The organism is Pseudomonas abieticivorans, from assembly GCF_023509015.1.
Classification (GTDB): domain Bacteria; phylum Pseudomonadota; class Gammaproteobacteria; order Pseudomonadales; family Pseudomonadaceae; genus Aquipseudomonas; species Aquipseudomonas abieticivorans.
In genome coordinates this window covers 6,029,578-6,051,279 of record NZ_CP094975.1, presented here as the reverse complement: position 1 = coordinate 6,051,279, position 21,702 = coordinate 6,029,578, and the positions used below count along the sequence as shown (strand labels likewise).

At 61.7% G+C, this 21,702-nt stretch carries 19 protein-coding genes; 15 read left to right on the top strand and 4 right to left on the bottom strand.

The window, feature by feature from the left end; all coding sequences use genetic code 11:
• The first annotated feature begins 4 nt into the window (after positions 1-4).
• The 5 genes from L9B60_RS27450 to L9B60_RS27430 are packed head-to-tail and all read left to right on the top strand — an operon-like array spanning position 5 to position 4,549.
• Positions 5-367 (top strand): STAS domain-containing protein, encoded by a 363-nt coding sequence (locus L9B60_RS27450; protein WP_249674111.1) that lies wholly within the window; start codon positions 5-7, stop codon positions 365-367.
• On the top strand, positions 364-765 hold the full coding sequence (locus tag L9B60_RS27445; protein WP_249674110.1) for an ATP-binding protein: 402 nt from the start codon (positions 364-366) through the stop codon (positions 763-765). Before L9B60_RS27450 ends, L9B60_RS27445 begins: the two co-directional genes overlap by 4 nt.
• Positions 756-1,763 carry an ATP-binding protein gene (locus L9B60_RS27440; RefSeq protein ID WP_249674108.1) on the top strand — a complete coding sequence of 336 codons (1,008 nt, stop codon included), beginning with the start codon at positions 756-758 and terminating at the stop codon, positions 1,761-1,763. Before L9B60_RS27445 ends, L9B60_RS27440 begins: the two co-directional genes overlap by 10 nt.
• Positions 1,756-2,616 (top strand): sensor histidine kinase, encoded by an 861-nt coding sequence (locus tag L9B60_RS27435; protein ID WP_249674107.1) that lies wholly within the window; start codon positions 1,756-1,758, stop codon positions 2,614-2,616. The genes L9B60_RS27440 and L9B60_RS27435 overlap by 8 nt, the downstream gene beginning before the upstream one ends.
• Positions 2,606-4,549 carry a PAS domain-containing hybrid sensor histidine kinase/response regulator gene (locus tag L9B60_RS27430; protein WP_249674105.1) on the top strand — a complete coding sequence of 648 codons (1,944 nt, stop codon included), beginning with the start codon at positions 2,606-2,608 and terminating at the stop codon, positions 4,547-4,549. Before L9B60_RS27435 ends, L9B60_RS27430 begins: the two co-directional genes overlap by 11 nt.
• An 83-nt stretch (positions 4,550-4,632) precedes the next feature.
• Here the strand turns inward: L9B60_RS27430 and L9B60_RS27425 are convergent, their stop codons facing one another.
• From L9B60_RS27425 to L9B60_RS27415, 3 genes are read right to left on the bottom strand one after another with little or no spacing between them, the layout of a single operon-like run.
• Positions 4,633-5,499 (bottom strand): AraC family transcriptional regulator, encoded by an 867-nt coding sequence (locus L9B60_RS27425; protein WP_249674103.1) that lies wholly within the window; start codon positions 5,497-5,499, stop codon positions 4,633-4,635.
• Positions 5,500-5,811 carry an AzlD domain-containing protein gene (locus L9B60_RS27420; protein ID WP_249674101.1) on the bottom strand — a complete coding sequence of 104 codons (312 nt, stop codon included), beginning with the start codon at positions 5,809-5,811 and terminating at the stop codon, positions 5,500-5,502. It lies immediately after the preceding gene.
• Positions 5,808-6,506, bottom strand: a complete 699-nt coding sequence (locus tag L9B60_RS27415; protein WP_249680174.1) for an AzlC family ABC transporter permease — start codon at positions 6,504-6,506, stop codon at positions 5,808-5,810. Before L9B60_RS27415 ends, L9B60_RS27420 begins: the two co-directional genes overlap by 4 nt.
• A gap of 426 nt (positions 6,507-6,932) precedes the next feature.
• Here L9B60_RS27415 and L9B60_RS27410 point away from each other — a divergent pair, with 426 nt between their 5' ends.
• Together L9B60_RS27410 and L9B60_RS27405 are read left to right on the top strand one after the other, a co-directional pair.
• Positions 6,933-9,494, top strand: coding sequence for a glycosyltransferase (locus tag L9B60_RS27410; RefSeq protein WP_249674100.1), 2,562 nt, complete (start codon positions 6,933-6,935; stop codon positions 9,492-9,494).
• 360 nt (positions 9,495-9,854) lie between these two features.
• Positions 9,855-10,979 (top strand): zinc-dependent alcohol dehydrogenase family protein, encoded by a 1,125-nt coding sequence (locus tag L9B60_RS27405; protein ID WP_249674099.1) that lies wholly within the window; start codon positions 9,855-9,857, stop codon positions 10,977-10,979.
• A 4-nt stretch (positions 10,980-10,983) separates the two neighbouring features.
• Here the strand turns inward: L9B60_RS27405 and L9B60_RS27400 are convergent, their stop codons facing one another.
• Positions 10,984-11,934 (bottom strand): LysR family transcriptional regulator, encoded by a 951-nt coding sequence (locus L9B60_RS27400; protein ID WP_249674098.1) that lies wholly within the window; start codon positions 11,932-11,934, stop codon positions 10,984-10,986.
• Positions 11,935-12,055: 121 nt separating this feature from the next.
• Here L9B60_RS27400 and L9B60_RS27395 point away from each other — a divergent pair, with 121 nt between their 5' ends.
• The 8 genes from L9B60_RS27395 (at position 12,056) to fdhE (ending at position 21,692) form a co-directional block, all read left to right on the top strand.
• Positions 12,056-12,883: an amidohydrolase family protein gene (locus tag L9B60_RS27395; protein ID WP_249680172.1), complete on the top strand. Its 828-nt coding sequence runs from the start codon at positions 12,056-12,058 to the stop codon at positions 12,881-12,883.
• A 54-nt stretch (positions 12,884-12,937) separates the two neighbouring features.
• Positions 12,938-14,272: an MFS transporter gene (locus tag L9B60_RS27390; RefSeq protein ID WP_249674097.1), complete on the top strand. Its 1,335-nt coding sequence runs from the start codon at positions 12,938-12,940 to the stop codon at positions 14,270-14,272.
• A 14-nt stretch (positions 14,273-14,286) separates the two neighbouring features.
• A complete protein-coding gene (locus L9B60_RS27385) occupies positions 14,287-15,027 on the top strand; it encodes an SDR family NAD(P)-dependent oxidoreductase (RefSeq protein ID WP_249674096.1) in 741 nt (246 codons plus the stop codon).
• Positions 15,024-15,815: a sugar phosphate isomerase/epimerase family protein gene (locus tag L9B60_RS27380; RefSeq protein ID WP_249674095.1), complete on the top strand. Its 792-nt coding sequence runs from the start codon at positions 15,024-15,026 to the stop codon at positions 15,813-15,815. Before L9B60_RS27385 ends, L9B60_RS27380 begins: the two co-directional genes overlap by 4 nt.
• Positions 15,816-16,122: 307 nt before the next feature.
• Complete coding sequence (gene fdnG / locus L9B60_RS27375; RefSeq protein WP_249674094.1) at positions 16,123-19,188, top strand: formate dehydrogenase-N subunit alpha; 3,066 nt, start codon at positions 16,123-16,125, stop codon at positions 19,186-19,188.
• The gene (gene fdxH, locus L9B60_RS27370; protein ID WP_249674093.1) at positions 19,188-20,129 is read left to right on the top strand and encodes a formate dehydrogenase subunit beta; all 942 of its coding nucleotides are present in this window, start codon (positions 19,188-19,190) and stop codon (positions 20,127-20,129) included. Before fdnG ends, fdxH begins: the two co-directional genes overlap by 1 nt.
• A complete protein-coding gene (locus L9B60_RS27365) occupies positions 20,126-20,794 on the top strand; it encodes a formate dehydrogenase subunit gamma (RefSeq protein WP_249674092.1) in 669 nt (222 codons plus the stop codon). Before fdxH ends, L9B60_RS27365 begins: the two co-directional genes overlap by 4 nt.
• Positions 20,769-21,692: a formate dehydrogenase accessory protein FdhE gene (gene fdhE / locus L9B60_RS27360; RefSeq protein ID WP_249674091.1), complete on the top strand. Its 924-nt coding sequence runs from the start codon at positions 20,769-20,771 to the stop codon at positions 21,690-21,692. Before L9B60_RS27365 ends, fdhE begins: the two co-directional genes overlap by 26 nt.
• Positions 21,693-21,702 lie beyond the last annotated feature (10 nt).

The following is a 21,702-nucleotide window of genomic DNA, read 5'->3' as shown; positions in this document are numbered from 1 at the left end:
GCCCATGGAGCGGATACCGATTTTACAGATGGGCCCCTTCCTGTTAGTGACCATTCAGGTCGACATGCACGATCAGTTGGCGATGACCTTGCAGGACGACCTGTCCGAACGCATTTCCAATACCTCGGCCCGCGGGGTATTGATCGACATTTCCGCGCTGGACATGGTCGACTCGTTCATCGGCCGCATGATCGGCACCATCTCCGGCCTTTCGCGGATCATGGATGCCGAAACCGTGCTGGTGGGCATGCAGCCGGCCGTGGCGATCACCCTGGTGGAACTGGGCATGACCTTGCCCGGCGTCAGCACCGCGCTCAATGTCGAGCGCGGCATGAAGCTGCTGCACGAACGGACTGCCGTGCAATGAACGTGCGCAGCAGCGGCAGCCAACCGATACGCATCGAACAGGACGTGGTACTGGCGCGCCAGACCGCGCGCAAACTGTGCCAGGAGTGCGGCATGCGCCTGATCGACCTGACCAAGATGGTGACGGCGGTCAGTGAGCTAGCGCGCAACACCATGGTGTATGGCGGCGGTGGCGACATGGACTGGCAGATCCTGGACGACACCCGCACCGGGCTGCGCCTGACCTTTCGCGACGAAGGCCCGGGCATCCCCGATATCAAGCTGGCGATGACCGACGGCTGGACTTCGGGCGGCGGCCTGGGGCTGGGCTTGACCGGGGCCAAGCGGCTGGTGGAAGAGTTCGAGTTGGACACCGCGCCCGGCGCCGGCACACGGGTGACGATCACGCGATGGACCTGACCCTTGAAAGCAGCCTGACCCAGGTGCTGTTGATCGAAGACAGCAGCCAGGTCGGCCATGCCCGCCGCACCACCCAGAAATTGGCCGAGCAATTGGGCTTCAACGAGACCGACGCCGGGCGGGTGGCCCTGGTGACCACCGAGCTTGCCAGCAACCTGCTCAAGCACGCCAGCCACGGCGAACTGCACCTGCGCCACTTGCCCAACCAGGGCCTGGAGGTGATTGCCGTAGACCGTGGGCAGGGCTTTGACCTGCATGCCTGCATGAGCGACGGTTATTCCACCGGCGGCACCCAGGGCATCGGCCTGGGGGCGGTGGCGCGCCAAGCCCACGTGTTCGATGTGTACGTCGATGGGCGCGGCGCGGTGGTACTGGCGCGGTTCTATGCCAAGGGCGAGAAGGCTGCGGACCTACGCTTCGGCGTCAACCAGCACGCCTTGCACCACGACCCCGCTTGTGGCGATGTCTGGCACCTGGCGGTGGAGGGCGAGCGCATTAGCGTGCTGGTGGTCGACGGCCTGGGCCACGGCAGCCATGCCGAGGAAGCCGGGCGCGCCGGCGCACTGGCGTTCCGGCAAGCCCCATTCGCCACCCCAACGCTGTTGATGGACGAACTGCACCGGGCCATGCAGGGCACCCGGGGCGGCGCCGTCGCCATCGCCCAGTACAATGCCGGCACCGACACGGTGCAGTTCACCGGCATCGGCAACATCGGCGCCTGCCTGATCGATGCGGAACATTCTCGGGGCCTGGCCTCGCACCCTGGCATTGTCGGCGTGCAATACCGCAAAGCCCAGGCCTTTGACTATCCTCAAGCGCAAGGCAAGTTGTTGGTGATGTACAGTGACGGGCTGCAGTCGCGCTGGAACCTGCGCGACTACCCAGGCCTGGTCCACCGTCACCCGGCGGTGATCGCCGCAGTCCTGCACCGCGATTTTTGCCGCGGCCGCGATGATGTAACCGTTATGGTGATTGCTCTGGAGGCATCGCGTGGTTGATTCCCTTACCCCTGACCTGGCCGTGCAGCAGTTGCGCGACGAGGTCGATGCCTTGCGTGCCGAGTTGGAAGAAACCAACCAGGGCGTTTTGGCGCTGTACGCCGAACTCGACACTCAGGCCGAACAGTTGCGCCAGGCATCGGACCTGAAAAGCCGCTTCCTGTCCTACATGAGCCACGAGTTCCGTACGCCGCTGGGCTCGATCCTGAGCATCGCCAGCCTGCTCAGCGACGAGTTGGATGGCCCATTGGCCCCAGAGCAGCACAAACAGGTAGCGTTCGTCAGCACGGCCGCCCGCGAGCTCAGCGACATGGTTGACGACCTGCTGGACCTGGCCAAGATCGAGGCCGGGCGCATCACCATCTCGCCGGCCTGGTTCGACATGTTCGACCTGTTCGCCGCCTTGCGCGGGATGTTCCGCCCGATCGTCGATGCCAGCAGCGTCGACCTGATCTTCGAGGAGCCCGTCGGGCTGCCGCGGCTTTATACCGATGACAAAAAACTTGCACAGATATTGCGCAACTTTGTCTCCAACTCGCTGAAGTTTACCCAGCGCGGCGAGGTACGAGTCTCGGCACGCCTGGAAAACGAGCGAGAGGTACGGTTTGCCGTGAGCGACACCGGGATCGGCATACCGGCCGAAATGCACGGCGCGCTGTTCGAGGACTTCTCCCAGGTGGACTCGCCGTTGCAAAAGCGTTTGCGCGGCACCGGCCTGGGCCTGGCCCTGTGCAAGCGCTTCGCGGCGCTGCTGGGCGGGCGGGTAGGGGTGCACAGTGAGCCGGGGCAGGGCTCGACCTTCTTCGTGGTGATCCCGCTGGCCCTGGCACAGGAGGCGGGTGATGACGCGTGACCTGCGCCTGCTGATCGTCGACGACAACGAAGCCACCCGCTACGCGCTGCGCCGGCGCCTGGAACGCAACGGCTACCACGTGCAAGAGGCCGGCACGGGCACCGATGGCCTGGCGTTGATTGCCAGCGAAGTGTTCGACGCGCTGATCCTGGACGTCAACCTGCCCGACATGAGCGGGTTCGACATCGTCCGCCTGTTGCGCGCAGACGCCGCGACCGCCTTGCTGCCGGTGATTCACGTGTCGGCCGCGTCGATCCAGACCGGTGACATCATCACCGGCCTTGAAGCGGGCGCCGACGCCTACCTGGTTCACCCTGTGGACCCGGACGTGCTGCTGGCCACCCTCAGCACGCTGCTGCGGGTGCGCGACACCGAATTTGCCCTGCGTGAAAGCGAGGCGCGCTTTCGCGAGATTTTCGTCAACATCTCGGCGCCGATCGCGGTGATGGACACCCAACTCAAAGTGCACGAGTGCAACCACGCCTTTGCCGAATTGATGCAGGCCAACGCCTCGCACGGCGCGCCGCTGGACTGCTTCGCCGCCGACCAGGCCGAAGTGGTCCAGGGCCTGCGCGACGGCCTGGCCGCCGGCGAACGCTGGAAGGGCACCTTGAGCATGATGGTCAAGGGTCAGGTGCGCGAAACCGAGTGGCAGGTGTCGCCCTATCGCACGCCGGGCCTGAGCCTGGTGTTTGTCGAGGACATTACCGAGCATCGCCAGCGCGAGCGCAGCCACCTCAGGCAACTGGACAGCGTCAACAACCAGTTGGCCATCGAAGTGGCCGAACGTGCCCGCACCGAGGCGCAGTTGCTGCAAGCGCAAAAAATCGACGCCATCGGCAAGCTCACCGGGGGCATTGCCCACGACTTCAACAACCTGCTGACCGGGATCATCAGCGGCATCGAACTGATCAAGAAGCGCACGGCGGACGGGCGCAGCGAAAAGGTCATGCAGTACGCCGATGCCGCGCTCAATTCAGCCCTGAGCGCGGCCGCCCTGACTCATCGCCTGCTGGCATTCGCCCGCCAGCAACCACTGGACACCCGGCCCATCGACGTCAACGCGCACATACGTTCGCTGGCCGACCTGATACGCCGCACCGTGGGCAAGAAAATCGTCCTGCAACTGAACCTCAGCGCCAAGGCCAGCATCGCCCTGGTCGATGCCAGCCAGTTGGAAAGCGCGGTGCTCAACCTGGTGATCAACGCCCGCGATGCCTTGCCCGAAGGCGGCACCATCACCGTGACCACCTACGCGGCGCGCCAGCAGGGCGATGTGCGCTTGGCTGACGGCGCCTACGTGGCGTTGTCGGTGAAGGATGACGGCGTGGGCATCGACCACAGCGTGATCGACAAGGTCTTCGACCCGTTTTTCACCACCAAACCGCTGGGCCAGGGCACTGGGCTTGGCTTGTCGACCATCTACGGCTTTACCCGCCAGTCGGGCGGTGACGTGAAAATCCGCAGCGTGAGTGGGCAAGGCACCGAAGTCACGCTGATGCTGCCTGCCAGCAGTGAAGCGGTGGCCGCCAGCGTGCACGATGCACGGGGTGACTTGGGCGGTGCCGGGGAGCATATCCTGATCGTCGAAGACATGGCCTCGGTGAGCATGTTCGTCGCCGAGATCCTGCGCGACGCCGGTTATCGCTGCACCCAGGCGCCCGACGTGCAGTCGGCGTTGGAGCGGCTGCAGGGCGACCCGTCGATCAACCTGCTGTTGACCGACGTCGGCCTGCCGAACATGAGTGGCCGGCAACTGGCCGACCTGGCCCGGGGCTGGCGCGGGCAATTGCCGGTGCTGTTCATGACCGGCTACGCCGAGAACGCCTTGAACCGGCAAAGCTTCCTGGGCGCCGGGATGGACATGATCATCAAACCGTTCAAGCTTGACGAGTTGCTGGAGAAGGTCAGGTGTACGCTGCGAGGTGCCTGATAGCACCGTTCGCGGATAAACCCGCTGCTACAGGGCATATTCACTGTAGCAGCGGATTGATCCGCGAAAACCGCGCCACCCTATCACTGATACAGCGCGACAGATAAACCCATGCCCGCCGCAGCCCGGCGGTATTCACCCGGCGCCACGCCGTAGGCCTGCTTGAATTGGCGGTTCAGGTGGCTTTGGTCACTGAAGCCCAATTGCAACGCCACCTGCAGCGGTGCGCAATCGGCCTTGAGCAGCTCGCGGGCCTGTTTGAGCCGTTGCTGCTTGAGCCACACGTAGGGCGGCATGCCGGTGGCGCGGCGGAATACCCGGGCAAAATGAAAGGGCGACAGGTTGACGCTCGCCGCCAACTCTTCCAGCGATGGCGGGTTGGCCAGGCGGCTGCGCAACAGCTCCCGCGCACAGGCCACGGCCCAAGGCTCAAGCCCGGCCTGGCGCACTTCACCCAGGCGCGCATGGCGCTGGAACAACAGCAAAATGGCTTCGCGCCACGCCGTCTGTTGGGCCAAGGCGCAAGCATTGAGCTCCAGCAGTTGGTGCAACCTTGCAAAGGTGCGCGTGACTTGCGGGTCGTGCAACACACTGTCCGCGAACGCCGGCAAGCCATTGCTCGCCAGTTCCAGCTCATCGAGCACGCCGGTGACCTTGCCCAGGTCCGGATAAAAGCCGCGGTACCGCCAGCCCTGCTCATGGGCCGTGGCGCCGGTGTGCAACTCATCCGGGTTGATCAGCACCATGCTGCCCTCGGGCGCCAGGTGCTCCACGCCACGATGGCGAAAGCGCTGGGCACCCGATTCGATCACGGTGATCACGTAGCCTTCGTGCACATGGGGGGCGAAACGCTGCTGGATATAGCGGGCATGCAACAGCTCCACGCCACCCAAGTCGGCGGCATGCCATAGGCGTGTCTGTTCACCGTGCGTGACGTTGGCTTCGTGCAATCAGAGCATCCACTTCAGCAAAAAGAAAAAGGCCATGCTCAACAGCATGCTCACCAGTGTATTACGGGTCAGCACCACAAGACCAATCGCCACCAGCGAACTGATCAGGTAAGGGTTGCCCAGGTGCAGGTTCAATTGCCGGTCGGGCATGAACACGATCGGCCCACAGATGGCGGTGAGCATGCCGGGCACGGCAAAGCCCAGGAACTGGCGCACGTTGCTGCTCAGGCGCAGGGGCAAACGCGGCTCCAGGAATACGTAGCGGTTGAGAAAAACAATCAGGCTCATGCCCACGATCATGGCGAAGATCATGCCGCCGCCCCCCAGAGTTTGTTACACGTAAAGCCTGCGCACATGCCCAGCAGGCCCGACACCACCAGCGCTGACTCCCAGCCCCAATAGCTGAGCAACACCGAGCAGCATAACGAGGTGCCCACGCACACCAGCGTCGGTATCGAACGCACCAGCGGCGTGATCAGGGCGATAAAGGTGGCGGCAATGGAAAAATCCAGGCCCAGTTTGTCCAGCCCGGGGATGTTCTGACCCATCACGATGCCGGCCAGGGTGTAGAGGTTCCAGGCAATGTAAAAACTCAAGCCTGCGCCCAGCATGTACCAGCGATTGAAGCGGCTGGGGCCGTGGCTGCTGGTCAGCGCAAAGGCCTCGTCGGTGAGCAAAAAACCCAAGGGCAGGCGCCAGCGCGCCGCCAGGTTGGCCAGCACCGGGCGCATGCTCAGGCCGTACAACAAGTGCTGCGAGGTCACCAGCAGGGTAGTCAGCAGGATCGACAGCAAGCTGGCGCCGCTCTTGAGCATGCCAATGGCCACCAACTGGGCACCGCCGGCAAACACGAACACCGACAGGCCTTGGCTTTGCAAGGGCGTGAGCTTGGCCTCGATGGCCATGGACCCGGCCAACAGGCCCCAAGGCGCAACGGCCAGGGTGAGCGGCATCGCGGCCAGGGCGCCGCGGCCGAAGGCGGTGGTGGGGGGCAGGTGAATAGGCATGGGGGCAGTGTTTGGCAAGGGAAGGGCGGTGAGCATGGCAGCTCGGTTGCTGCGGTGGCTAGAATGATATTGCTCTCCTGCGCCACTGCCGCTGTGGGTGCATTGCGCAGCGCTGCTGATGATTACTTGCAGACAAGGGCAGTGACACTGAAGTGTTACTCCTAAGCTGCGATTGCCATCGGATTTAACCATTTATACGCTGAGTGCTATCGTTTGCCCAAGCCAAAATATCGGTAGGCGGAAAACTATAAAGCGTCTGTTTTTGTGGAAGTTTATTTTCGCGTAGTGGCTGGATTAAAATAAAAATACAAAGGGCTGCAAGTGATAAAAAATGCCCATGTAACTGGCTTCGTAAAGATAATGGCTAACTTGACAGGTCTGCTATTGAGCGCTATTACCTAACGATATCTATTTAAGGGCGCAGAAATGTCAGTCAAGAATATAATTTCAACACTGGGCGCTTGTATACACCACTTAAATATTAGCGTGAACACGCTCAGGGGCAAAAGAGTAAGCGCGCAGGTACTTCCTGACTTGCCCGCACAAATATCTGGAATCTCTTATTCTCCGTTTAGGAAATGCCAAGATCCCGCATACGATGATTTTCCCACAGCTAAACAAATAAAGCGTGATTTTGAAATTCTAAATAAATTCACAAGTAACATTAGAACTTATACAGTAAAAGGTGCGTCCGAGCGATTGGCATACCTGGCAAGTGATTGCAATATAAAAGTGTGTCTAGGTCTGGAGTTGACGACCTGCAGGGATAGCAATCTTGAGGAGATTGATCGTGCAATAAATATTGCAAAAAATTTATCAAATATAACGTCTTTGATTGTGGGTAATGAGTGTCTGTTGATGAGAAAGCTCCCCTATCAAGAACTCATAGACTGTGTGGAGATAGTCAAAAGCAAAACCAGTTTGCCCGTGAGCACCGCAGAGCCGTGGCATATCTGGTTAGAGTATGGCGCGCTGACCAAATGTGTTGATTATATGGCTGTTCATATTCATCCGTTCTGGGAGTGGGTGCCAGTTGAAGAGGCTAGTGATTACACGCTTGCTCGGCTCGAACAACTGCAGGCGCACTATCCCGACAAGAAAATATCGCTTGCGGAAATCGGCTGGCCAAGTGCAGGAAATTTACCGGTAGGCAAGGCAGGGGAGCCTGGAGCACAGGCTAGGTATTTAAGGGAGTTGGTCTGTCGTTTAGAGGAAAAGAAACAGGATTATTTCATTGTTGAATCATTTGATCAGCCCTGGAAATTGCGCGAAGGGAATGTGGGTCAATCCTGGGGGGTGTTTGATAGCTCTCGCCGGCAGAAATTTACATTTCAAGGGGAACTTAGTCTCAAGATATCGTTTTCGAAAATATTATTTGGCGCAGTAACGCAGTCGTCCTGCGCATTTAGAAATGCGGTACTGTTTGTGGGTTTGCTGGTGGCTGGCTTTGCGTCCTTATTGTTTTGGCTAACCGTCACGCCCCCAGAAACCGTAAGCGTGCTAGTCATTCTTGTTTTTGCTTTCGCCATTTGGCTGCTGGCAATGGCCATTGCCTTTTACTCTGAAATTCACGAGCTCATTGAGTGTGTTTGGCCTCTGGAAGTACAGAGGGATCATCTACCGCTGCCGTCCTCAAACAGCCCCCTTCCTAAGGTTTCAATTCATGTGCCTTGCTGCAATGAGCCGGCTGAAATGGTGATCCAGTCACTGGATGCCTTGGCTGATTTGAATTACGAAAATTATGAAGTATTGGTCATAGATAATAACTCTCCAGATGATTATTTATGGCAGCCTGTCAAGGCTCATTGTGAAAAGCTGGGGGATAAATTTAGATTTTTTCATGTTAAACATTTGCCAGGATATAAGGCTGGCGCTCTGAATTACTTATTGCAGCATACGGCTAGTGATGCGGAGGTTGTCGGGGTAATTGATGCTGATTATTGTATTCAACCTGACTGGTTGGCGCGAACGGCTGTTTTTTTTGGACATCCTAAATTGGCTTTATTTCAATGCCCACAGGATTATAGGGATGAGCGAAATAGTTTATTTAAGTTGCTGTGTCACTATGAGTACCAACTGTTCTTTCAGGTAGGCATGGTCATTAGAAATAATCACAATGCGATAATTCAACACGGGACGATGACGTTGGTGCGTCGCTCTGTGCTTGAACAATTAAAATGGGCAGATTGGTGTATCTGTGAAGATGCGGAACTCGGGTTGCGCATACTCGAGCAAGGTCATGACACTTTTTATGCAAGAGAGTCCATGGGGCGCGGCCTCACGCCGGACACATTTAGTGATTTTAAAAAGCAACGGTCCCGTTGGGCCTATGGCGCCATTCAGATCATGAAGCGGCATCGAAATAATTTATTGTTAAATGAAAAAAAATCGCTAACGTGGAACCAGCGATATTATTTTATTACTGGCTGGCTGGCGTGGGTCGGAGACGGGCTTGGCTTAATATTTACCCTGCTGGCGTTGTGTTGGACAGGTTGGTCTGTATATGTGGGTGATTTATCATCGCCGGTGCCGGTGCTGTTGATTTTGCCTCTGACGGCACTGATGATATTAAAAATCTTAAAAGCTGGCTTTCTCTACAGTAAAGTGATGGGCCTGGATCATAAAAATGCGCTTTATTCAACGGTCGCAGGTCTGGCATTGTCTTACACAATTGGCAAGGCGGTTATCTATGGTTTATTCAGCCACCGCCGACCTTTTCATCGCACTCCCAAAGCAACTCATGCCGGTCCCGCTGTGATGGCGGTAGGGGAGGCTATCGAGGAGTTTGTCATATTTACACTCTTAATGATGAGTGTTGCAGTATCAATTTTTATCCCGCCTGTTCATACGTTTTCCTCATGTCTATGGATTTTATTTCTGATCCAAATGTCTACGCCTTATTGCGCTGCTTTGGTGATGGCTTATTTTTCTTCCTGCGCTACGGACCACGCACGTAGCAAAAAGGTAGCACAACAGGAACATTCATAAAAAAGCGGCGCGCCCATCATGGTCGATATCGGGTACCTCCTCAGCGTTGCCTCCCATACACTGTTCCGCTCTTTTGCGACGCCATGTGAGCCCTGATCAACCAGGGTATCGCCTGGGGCGGGTCCAATGGGTTGGCAGCGTGCTGGGTGGTGGCGCCGTGTTGCCTCACTGTAGCGGCTTGGCCGATGGGTAGCTTCTGCCGAACCCCACGCTGCATCAATCTCCTGAATAAGGCCTGAAACCCATTGCGCTGCAAGGGCCTGACGCACCGGGCCGCACCCACTGGTGTTTTGCCCATAGCCGCCCCCGCTAACTCAAACTATCTTTGCTCGGATCTATGTCCAGAAAAAGGAGTTGGTCATGAAAATCCGCGCCGCCGTACTCAGGGAAATGGGCCTGCCCGCACCCTACGCTCAAAGCCGCCCTCTGCTGATCACCGAACTTGAGCTGGCGCCGCCTGGCCCCGGCGAGGTGCTGGTGCGCATGATTGCCGCCGGGCTGTGCCATTCCGACCTGTCGGTGATCAGCGGCGCCCGCCCGCGGCCGATGCCCATGGCACTGGGGCATGAAGCCAGCGCCGAGGTCGTGGAGGTGGGCAGCGGGGTCACGCACGTGCGGCCCGGGCAGAAGGTGGTGCTGGTGTTCGTGCCCAGTTGCGGGCATTGCGTGCCGTGCATGGAAGGGCGCCCGGCGCTGTGCGAGCCCGGCGCCGAGAGCAATGGCAAGGGCGAACTGCTGGGCGGTGGGCGGCGCTTGAGCCTGGGCGAGGGCGCCGTCAGCCACCATTGCGGGGTGTCGGCGTTTGCCGACCACGCGGTGGTGTCTGCGCGTTCATGCATCCCTTTGGACGAAGACATCGACCCGGTCGAGGCCGCGGTGTTCGGCTGCGCGGTGCTGACTGGCGTGGGGGCGGTGGTGAACACCGCCAAGGTATCGGCAGGTTCGTCAGTGGTCATCGTTGGCCTTGGCGGCGTGGGCTTGAGTGCCTTGCTCGGTGCGGCGGCCTCAGGCGCTTGCCCGTTGATCGCGGTGGACGTGCATCAGGAAAAACTCGACCTGGCCCTGAGCCTGGGTGCCACGGCGGCGGTCAACGCCCGCGACCCGGAGGCCGTGGCAAAAATCCGCGAACTCACCCGCGGCGGCGCGGACTGTGCCCTGGAATTCGCCGGCTCCGTGCAGGCGATGGAGCTTGCGTACGCCACCACCCGCCGTGGCGGCACCACGGTCACCGCTGGCCTGCCGTCGCCGGATGCGCGCTGGGCGTTGCAGCAAGTGAGCCTCACCGCCGAGGAGCGGACCATCAAGGGCAGCTACATTGGCTCGTGCATCCCGGCGCGCGATGTGCCGCGCTACATCCGTTTGTACACCAGCGGCCGCTTGCCGGTGGACCGGCTGATCGGGCGCAAGATGGCCCTGGAGGACATCAATGGCGGCTTTGATGCGCTGGCAACCGGCAGCGGGTTGCGCGATTTGATTGTGTTTTGAGCCGTCAGGCGGCGGGCCAGGCGAAGCTCTCGATGTAGCGCCCACGGCTGCGCGCCTGGCTCAGCAGCACCTGCATCATGCGCTTGGCCGATTCGGGCAACGGCTCGAACTTGGAATACACGAAGCTGATGTCAAAGCCGATGTTTTCCTTGAGTGGCTTGACCACCAGCCCACTGTCCTGGGCCACGAACTCGTCGAGGATCGCCACGCCAATGCCTTGGCGTACCAAGCCTGCGCCTTCCGGGGCGTTGGTGAAGTCCAGGGTCGAGGTCAGTTGCACGCCATGGCGCAGCGCTTCTTGGATGATCATGCTGCCGAAGGGCCCGTCCCGGCGGAACAGCATCAACGGCTCGCGGCTCAGTTGTTCAAGGCTCACGTAAGGCTCATCCGCCAGCCGGTGCCCCTTGGGCAACACGCACACCATCTGCCCGCGCATGAACGCCAGCGAATGCAGGTGATCGTGGATCACCGGCAATGCCGAGATCGACAGGTCGACCTTTTTGCCGAGGATCTGGTTGGGCATGTCGCTCATCAGCGCTGCTTGCCAGAGGATCTTCATCGATGGCACCTGGCGCTTGACCTCGGCCAGGGCGCCGGGCACCACCACGGTCGACAGCGACGCGCTGCAGCACACGCGCAGTTCACTGCTGGGGGTGCTGGCCAGGGATAACGCGCACTCATTGACCGCCAGGGCTGCCTGGTAAACACGCTCGACCTCGCGGTACAGCGTGTGGGCCTCTGCGGTGGGTACCAGGCGGTTGTTGATGCGCTCGAACAAACGGAAGCTCAAGCGGCTCTCCACATAGCTGATCAGCTTGCTCACCGCGGGCTGCGAGACATACAGCATCTTCGCCGCGGCGCTGATCGAACCGGTCAGCATCACCGCGCGGAAGACTTCCATGTGGCGCAGCTTGAACAGCATGGCACCGGGTTCGTTGGCATCGCTCAGGGTCATCGATCATTAACCTTCGGTTATCGTTTTCGCCATTCAAGCATAAGCCATCGCCGGGCATTTTTTGTAGCCTGTGCCCACGCCTGATAACAACAAGACGGGCACCTTGATGGAGAACACCGCCTTGAGCATCTTCGACGAACCGAAAATCGACTGCCACAACCACCTGTTCGACCCGCTCCATTATCCCTACCGCAGCGACACCCTGTACCGGCCTGCCGGGCAGGAAATCGGCACGCTCAACCAGTTCAAGCGGGTGATGGACGCCTATGGCGTGCAGCACGCGTTGTTGGTGGGCCCCACCAGTGGCTACCGTACTGACAACCGCCTGTTGCTCAGCGCCTTGGCCGAAGGTGAGGGCCGCTTCAAGGGCATCGCCGTGGTCGACCACCAGATCAGCTTGCTGGAGCTGGCCGCCTTGAAAGAGCAGGGCGTGGTGGGCGTGGCGTTCAACCCTGCAGGCGAAGGCCTGGGGGTGATGAATGATGCCGCCGGGCTGTTCGGCAAACTGGCCGAACTCAAACTGTTCGCGCAGATCCAGGTGCAATTGGACCAACTGGTCGAACTGCTGCCGCTGATCGAATCAAGCAGCCCGGAACTGTTGATCGACCATTGCGGGCGCCCGGACATCCAGCGCGGCCTTGAACAGCCGGGTTTTCGCCACCTGCTCAAGCTGGCCGACAGTGGCCGCGCCTGCGTGAAGCTGTCGGGCATGCAGAAGTTCTGTCACATCGACACCTTGTTTGAAGGCACCCAGGCGTATGTGCACGCCTTGCTGCAGCATTTTGGCCCGGATGCCTGCATCTGGGGTTCGGACTGGCCGTTCCTGCGTGAGCAGTCGCGGGTGGACTACGGCCCGCTGCTCAAGCTGGCCGAGCAACTGATGCCCGACGCCGACGTGCGCAGGCGGGTGATGTGGCACACGCCACGCCGGCTGTTTGGTTTCGCCTGACGCTGATCGCAGCAAGGTTTAGCGCCCCATTACAATAACAAAGAGAACATCGCCATGAGTGTCGACCGCAAACTCGATCTGGGCGCCCTGGGCGGCGCCGTTACGCTCACCGAACGCCGCACGCGCACCCGCTTCATGATCCTGGCGCTGATCAGCGGCGGGACCATGATCAACTATCTGGACCGCAGCGTGATGGGCATTGCCGCACCCAGCATCAGCGCTGACCTGGGCCTGAACGCGGCCATGATGGGCTTGGTGTTCTCGGCCTTTTCCTGGACGTACGCGGCCTCGCAAATCCCCGGCGGCATTTTGCTCGACCGGCTGGGCACCAAGTTCACCTACTGGCTGGCGCTGACCCTGTGGTCGCTGTTCACTGGCCTGCAGGGCTTGGCCCAGGGCTTTTTGTCGTTGATCGGCATCCGCCTGCTGGTGGGCGCCGCCGAAGCGCCGTGCTTCCCTACCAACAGCCGGGTCGTCGCCAACTGGTTCCCGCAGCATGAACGGGCGCGGGCCACCGGCATCTACACCTTCGCCGAATACGTGGGCCTGGCGTTCCTGACCCCGTTGCTGTTCTGGGTGTTGCACGCCTACGGCTGGCGCTTTTTGCTGATGGCCGTGGGCGCCATCGGCATCCTGTACGGGCTGGTGTGGTGGCGCAAGTTCCACGAACCGCACCAGTCGACCACGGCCAACCAGGCCGAGCTCGACTACATCGCCGCCGGTGGTGGCGTGGTGGACGGCGGGCAGAAGGCCACGCACTTTTCCTGGTCGCAGATCCCGCAGTTGCTCAAGCACCGCAACATGCTCGGCATTTGCCTGGGCCAGTTCGCCTGCAACTCCACCAACGTGTTCTTTTTGACGTGGTTCCCCACCTACCTGGTCACCGAGCGGCACATGCCATGGCTCAAAGTCGGTTGGGTGGCGGTGCTGCCGTTCATTGCAGCTTCCGTGGGCACGCTGTTCGGCGGCTGGCTGTCTGACTACCTGTTGCGCCGCGGCGTCTCGCTGAACTGGGCGCGCAAGTTGCCGGTAATCGGCGGCCTGCTGACGGCTTCGGTCATCGTGCTGGCCAACTACGTGGAATCCGATGCCCTGGTGGTGGCGATCCTGTGCGTGGCGTACTTCGCCCAAGGCATGTCGGCCCTGGCCTGGATGATTGTCTCCGACATCGCCCCCAAGGGCATGCTGGGCTTGAGCGGCGGGTTGTTCAACCTGTTCGCCAACGCCGCCGGCATCGTCACCCCGCTGACCATCGGCATCATCGTCACCGCCACCGGCTCGTTTGTCTGGGCCATGGCCTTCGTATCCGTCATCACCCTGCTGGGAGCCGCCTGCTACCTGTTCCTGGTCAAAGACATTCAACGCCTGCCTGACCTGCCTCAGGCCTGAACAAGGAGAAACTCATGTCTCACTACCTCGAAGGCCAGACGGCCATTATCACCGGCGGCATGCGCGGCATCGGCCTGGGCATCGCCAAGCGCATGCACCGCGCCGGCGCCCGGATCGTGATCTGGGACCTTAACGTCGACCAATGGGACGAGGCCGCCGCAGGCTTTGCCCCGGCCCTGCGCCAGGCAGTCAACGTGGCTTCGCTGGAGTCGGTCGAGACGGCCTTTGCAGCGGCGCTGGAACAACTGGGCCAGGTCGACATTCTGGTCAACAACGCCGGTATCAATGGCCCGGTGCGCGCCTCCTGGGAGTACCCCGTGGAGGCCTGGGACCAGGTGTTGGCCATCGACCTGACCGGCGTGTTCTATTGCTGCCGCACCGTGATCCCGCACATGCGCGAGCGCAAGTACGGGCGCATCGTCAATATCGCCTCCATGGCGGGCAAGGATGGCGTGCAGTACATCAGCGCCTACTCGGCGGCCAAGGCCGGGGTGATTGCCTTTACCAAGTCGGCCGCCAAGGAGCTGGCCCAAGACGGCGTACTGCTCAACTGCATCGCGCCGGCCATGGCCGAAACCGCGCTGATGGCGGAAATGACCCCGGAACACATCGTGGCCAGCAAGGCCAAGATCCCCATGGGGCGGTTTTTGCAAATCGAGGAAATCGCCAACATGGCCACCTGGATCGCCGGGCCCGAATGCAGCTTTACCACAGGCTTTGTGTTCGACCTGAGCGGCGGGCGGGCGACCTATTGAAAGCCCTGGGCGTCGCCCACCTCACGGCGCTTGAACTGGACCCGTTCGCCCTGGTGCGCCAGGCGGCCGGGGCCGGCTTTCGGTCGGTGGGCTTGCGCCTGCACCCGGCCATGGCTGGTGGGCTGGCATACCCGTTGAGTGCAGGCAGCGAGCAGGTCACGCGCCTCAAAGCCTTGCTGCGCGAAGAGGGCGTACGGGTGGGCGACGTGGAGTTCGTGCAATTGACCCCCACCGTGCAGGTGGCCGAATACGCTGGCCTGCTGGAGGTCGCGGCAGAGCTGGGTGCGGGCAGCCTGACCGTGTCGGGGGATGACAGCGACTTCAATCGCCTGACCGATCATTTTGCCGCAATGTGCCAACTGGCAGCCGGTGTCCAGGTGCGCGTGGACCTGGAATTCATGCGTTGGCGCGCCGTGGGCAACCTGCAACAGGCGTTGCAGATCGTCAGCGGGGCAGGGCAGGCCAATGGTGCGATTCTGCTGGATGCCTTGCACCTTTTCCGCAGCGGTGGCGATGCCCAGGCCGTGGCGCAGGTCGATCGGCGCTGGCTGGCCGCTGCGCAGTTGTGCGACGCGCCGCTGCAGTCGCCGCCTGAAAGCGGCATCATCACCGAGGCCCGCGAAGGCCGCCTGGCACCCGGCGCCGGGCAACTGCCCTTGGCGGCCTTGCTGGCGGCGTTGCCCGAGGCGGTCCAATTGAGCGTTGAGATGCCCATGCCGGGCCTGCCAGTGGCACAGCGGTTGGCCCTGGCCTATCGATCAACCGTGGCCTGCGTCGCCGAACGTTGAGAGGGGGTCGCAGCACCTCGATTTTTTCGGTTTGCCCCGCGCTGTAGGAGCGGATTAATCCGCGAAGGCCACGCGGCGGTATGCCTGATTCAATGCGGTGTCCTTTTCGCGGATAAATCCGCCCCTACGCGCAGACATAGCCGCCTCTGCCACATGGCGCTGTACCGGCGATCAGGTTTCATGCCGCTGGTCGCGGCGCTGGCTACAGTTAAGACAGCCAGCGCCGTCTTTGCGCTGGCACACACCGTGATGGTTCCAGCGCAGCCGGCCATGTCCCGGCTGCCTCCACCTGATTCAGGAGTGCACGATGGACCTCAACCGTCGTCAGTTCTTCAAGGTCGCCGCGATCGGCCTTGGGGGCTCGAGCCTGGGGGCGTTGGGCATGGCCCCGGCGCCTGCCTATGCCGAGCAGATACGCCACTTCAAACTCACCCACACCCGCGAAACCCGCAACACCTGCCCGTACTGCTCGGTGGGTTGCGGGCTGATCATGTACAGCCAGGGCGATGGGGCGAAAAACGTCGCCCAGTCGATCATCCACATCGAGGGCGACGCCGACCACCCGGTCAACCGTGGCACCCTGTGCCCCAAAGGTGCGGGCCTCTTGGACTTCATCCATAGCCCCAGCCGCCTGCAATACCCGCAGGTGCGCAAGCCCGGCAGCACGCAGTGGACCCGCATCAGTTGGGACCAGGCCCTGGACCGCGTGGCCGAGTTGATGAAAGCCGACCGCGACGCCAACTTCGTCGAGAAAAATGCCCAGGGCCAAACGGTGAACCGCTGGTTGACCACCGGTTTCCTCGCGGCTTCGGCGGCCTCCAACGAAGCCGGCTACCTGACCCACAAGGTCATTCGCAATTTGGGCATGCTGGGGTTCGATAACCAGGCGCGTGTCTGACACGGCCCGACGGTGGCAAGTCTTGCCCCGACGTACGGCCGTGGTGCCATGACCAATACCTGGACCGATATCGCCAACGCGAATCTGATCCTGGTGATGGGCGGCAACGCCGCGGAAGCACACCCCTGCGGCTTCAAGTGGGTGACCGAGGCCAAGGCGCACAACCAGGCCCGGCTGATCGTGGTGGACCCCAGGTTTACCCGTACCGCCTCGGTGGCCGACTACTACGCGCCGATTCGCACCGGCAGCGACATCGCCTTCATGGGCGGGTTGATCAATTACCTGCTGACCGAGGACAAAATCCAGCACGAATACGTGCGGGCCTACACCGACGTGTCCTTTATCGTCAAAGCCGGGTTTGGTTTCGAGGACGGTCTGTTCACCGGCTACGACGCGGCCAAGCGCAGCTACACCGACAAGTCCAGCTGGGGTTATGAGTTGGGTGAAGACGGCTACGCCAAGGTCGACCCGACCCTGCAAGACCCGCGCTGCGTCTACCAACTGATGAAACAGCATTACAGCCGCTACACCCTGGCGCTTTCCAGCCAGATCTGTGGCATGCCGGTGGATGCCATGGAAAAGATCTGGGCAGAAATCGCCACCTGCGCAGCGCCCGGCAAAACCATGACGATGCTCTACGCCCTGGGCTGGACCCAGCACTCCACCGGCTCGCAGATCATCCGCAGCGCAGCCATGGTGCAGTTGCTGCTGGGCAACGTGGGCATGCCCGGCGGGGGCGTCAATGCCTTGCGCGGGCACTCCAACATCCAGGGCCTGACTGACCTTGGGCTGTTGTCCAATGCGTTGCCGGGCTACCTGACCCTGGCGCAGGACGGCGAACAGGACTACGACGCCTACATCGCCAAGCGGGCGCTGAAACCGTTGCGCCCCGGCCAGCTCTCGTACTGGCAGAACTACGGCAAGTTCCACGTCAGCCTGATGAAAGCCTGGTACGGCGGCAATGCCACGGCAGACAACCATTGGGGCTATGACTGGCTGCCCAAGCTGGACATCCCCAACTACGACATCCTGAAAATGTTCGACCTGATGGGCCAGGGCAAGGTGAACGGGTATATGTGCCAAGGCTTCAACCCGATCGCCGCGCTGCCCGACAAGAACCGGGTGATGGCCGCATTGGCCAAGCTCAAGTGGCTGGTGGTAATGGACCCGCTGGCCACCGAAACCTCGGAGTTCTGGCGCAACGTGGGGCCCTACAACGACGTTGACAGTGCCGGTATCCAGACCGAAGTGATCCGCCTGCCCACCACCTGCTTTGCCGAAGAGGACGGCTCGCTGGTCAACAGCAGCCGCTGGCTGCAATGGCACTGGAAAGGTGCCGATGGCCCAGGCGAGGCGCGCACCGACGTGGCGATCATGAGTGGCTTGTTCCATCGCCTGCGCACCCTGTACCAGACCAAGGGCGGTGCCTGGGCCGAGCCGATTCTCAAGCTGGACTGGCCATACAAGATCGCCGATGAACCCTCGCCCGAGGAGCTGGCCAAGGAGGTCAATGGCTATGCGACGGCCGACCTCACCGATGCCACGGGCGCGGCCATCAAGGGCGGCCAGCAGTTGTCCGGCTTCGCCCAGCTCAAGGACGACGGCAGCACCGCGTCCGGGTGCTGGATTTTCTGCGGCAGTTGGACCGAGCAAGGCAACCAGATGGCCCGGCGCGACAACAGCGACCCCTACGGCATGAAGCAGCACCTGGGCTGGGCGTGGGCCTGGCCGATGAACCGGCGCATCCTGTACAACCGCGCTTCGGCCGACCCGCAAGGCAAACCCTGGGCGCCGAACAAACGCCTGGTGTGGTGGAGCGGCAAGAGCTGGGGCGGCACCGACGTGCCCGACTACAAGGCCGATGTACCGCCTGAGGCGGGCATGAACCCGTTCATCATGAACCCCGAAGGGGTGGCGCGCTTCTTTGCCGTCGACAAGATGAACGAGGGGCCATTCCCCGAGCATTACGAGCCCTTCGAGACGCCGATCGGCATCAACCCGCTGCACCCCAACAACAAGAAGGCCACCAGCAACCCGGCCGCGCGCATCTTCGATTCGGTGTGGGACAGCCTGGGCCAAGCCAAGGACTACCCCTACGCGGCCACCAGCTACCGGCTTACCGAGCACTTCCACTTCTGGAGCAAGCATTGTCGGCTCAACGCCATTGCCCAGCCCGAGCAGTTCGTGGAGATCGGCGAGGTACTGGCCAAAGAGAAAGGCATCGTCGCCGGTGACCGCGTGCGGGTCAGCTCCAAGCGCGGGTTCATCGAGGCGGTCGCCGTGGTCACCAAGCGGATCCGGCCGTTGCAGGTCAACGGCCAGGTGGTGCACCACGTCGGTATACCGCTGCACTGGGGCTTTACCGGTACCACCCGGCACGGTTACCTGACCAACACCCTGGTGCCGTTCCTGGGCGACGGTAATTCCCAAACCCCGGAATCCAAGTCCTTTTTGGTCAACGTGGAGAAAGTCTGATGGCCATACAAGACATCACCGCCCGTTCGGCCACTACCACGCAGCCTTCCTCGGTGCGCCAGGTGGAGGAGGTCGCCAAGCTGATCGACACCACCAAGTGCATCGGCTGCAAGGCCTGCCAGGTTGCCTGCTCGGAATGGAATGACCTGCGCGACGAGGTGGGCCATAACCTCGGCACCTACGACAACCCACACGACCTGAGCGCCGAGACCTGGACCCTGATGCGCTTTACCGAGCACGAGCCCAGCGACGGCAACCTTGAGTGGTTGATCCGCAAGGACGGTTGCATGCACTGCGCCGACCCCGGTTGCCTGAAGGCTTGCCCCAGCCCCGGGGCGATCATCAAGCACGCCAATGGCATCGTCGACTTCAACCAGGACCACTGCATCGGCTGCGGCTATTGCATCACCGGCTGCCCGTTCAATATCCCGCGCATCTCGCAAAAGGACCACAAGGCCTACAAGTGCACCCTGTGCTCGGACCGCGTGGCCGTGGGCCTGGAGCCTGCCTGCGTGAAAACCTGCCCCACCGGCGCCATCGTGTTCGGCACCAAGGAGGACATGAAAGTGCACGCCGCCGAGCGCATCGTCGACCTCAAGTCCCGGGGCTTCGAGCAGGCCGGCTTGTACGACCCCGATGGCGTCGGCGGCACCCACGTGATGTACGTGCTGCACCACGCCGACCAGCCTTCGCTGTACGCAGGCTTGCCCGACCAACCGGTGATCAGCCCGTTGGTGGGCCTGTGGAAAGGCCTGACCAAGCCCCTGGCCCTGGCGGCCATGGGCCTGGCAGTGCTGGCCGGGTTCTTCCATTACGTGCGCATTGGCCCGCAGCGGGTCGAAGAGGACGAGGTACCCGAGGCGTCGGACACCAGCGTGCATCACGTTGACCCGGCCGTGCGGGTGTTCGATCCCAATCAACCCGGGGATGATCGGCCATGAACGTCAAATCGATCCTGCGCTACAACGCCAACGAACGCACCAACCACTGGCTGGTAGCAATCCTGTTTTTCATGGCGGCGCTGTCGGGCCTGGCGCTGTTCCACCCGGCGCTGTTCTGGCTCAGCGGGCTGTTTGGCGGCGGCCCCTGGACGCGCATCCTGCATCCGTTCATGGGCGTGGCGATGTTCCTGCTGTTTCTGGGCTTGGTGATTCGCTTCTGGCGCGCCAACTTCTTCATCGCCAACGACTGGCCCTGGCTCAAGCGCATTGACCGGGTGATCAAGAACGAGGAGGAGGGGGTGCCGCCCGTTGGCAAGTACAACCCGGGGCAAAAGCTATTGTTCTGGACGCTGTTGGCCTGCATGCTGGCGTTGCTGTTCAGCGGCGTGGTGATCTGGCGGGTGTACTTCAGCAGTTACTTCGGGATTACCACGATTCGCCTGGCGGTGTTGCTGCACGCGGCGGCGGCGTTCGTGCTGGTGCTGAGCATTATCATTCATATTTACGCCGGCATCTGGATCAAAGGCTCGATCAGCGCCATGCTGCATGGCTGGGTCAGCCGCGCCTGGGCCAAGAAGCACCATGCGCTGTGGTACCGTGAAATGACCGGCGACGACGCCTTGGTCAAAAGGGGAAAGGATGAGCCTGATACTCGAACCCGGTGAGATTGAAGCCAGCGCCACGGCGCCGCCGTTCCTTTACCTGCCGCCGCGCAACCTGTTTGCCCTGCGCGCCGCGCGCCTGGAGCACCTGGCCCAGGGGCATGGGCTGGCGGACTACCTGCAACTGATCGCCGGGGTGTGCCACCTGCAGCAGGTGCTGCTTGAGCAACCGCCCATCGATCGCCCCCTGGATCAAGCGCGCCTGGCGCAATGCCTGGCCCATGGCCTGCCACCGCTGGCCGCCGACAGCCTGGTGCGCGGCGACGACTGGCTGGCCTGGCTGGACGCCTTGCTGATCCGCTACCGACCCGCTACCGCGGCGGTCGAGCAGGCCGTCGAACGGTTGCGGCGCAGCGAGGACGGCCAGCGCAAAGTCTGGGCCATCGCCTTGTTGAGCGGCCAATACGCCGCGTTGCCGGCAGCCGTGGTGCCCTTCCTGGGGGCCGCCTTGCAGGTTGTGTGGAGCCATTGGTTGCTGAGCCTGCCCGTGGGCGCCCTAAAACCTTGCGACAGCCTGGCGCAGTGCCCGGCGTGCGGCTCGCCGGCGATGGCCGGGGTGGTCCGCCATCGCGGCAAGTACAACGGCCTGCGTTACCTGGTGTGCTCGCTGTGTGCCTGTGAATGGCACGTGGTGCGGGTCAAGTGCGTGTACTGCGAGCAGAGCAAGGGGCTGACCTATACCAGCCTTGAAAACGACCGTCACGCCACCGGCCACGCGCCGCTGAACGCGGAGGTCTGCCCGGGTTGCAACAGCTACCTCAAGCAGATTTACCTGGAAAACGACGCCGACGCCGAAGCCCTGTCGGCGGACCTGGCCACCCTGGCCCTGGACATGCGCCTGGATCATGAAGGCTACCAGCGGCTGGCGCCAAACCTGATGCTGGCCCCGGGAGGCGATTGAGCACAGCGTC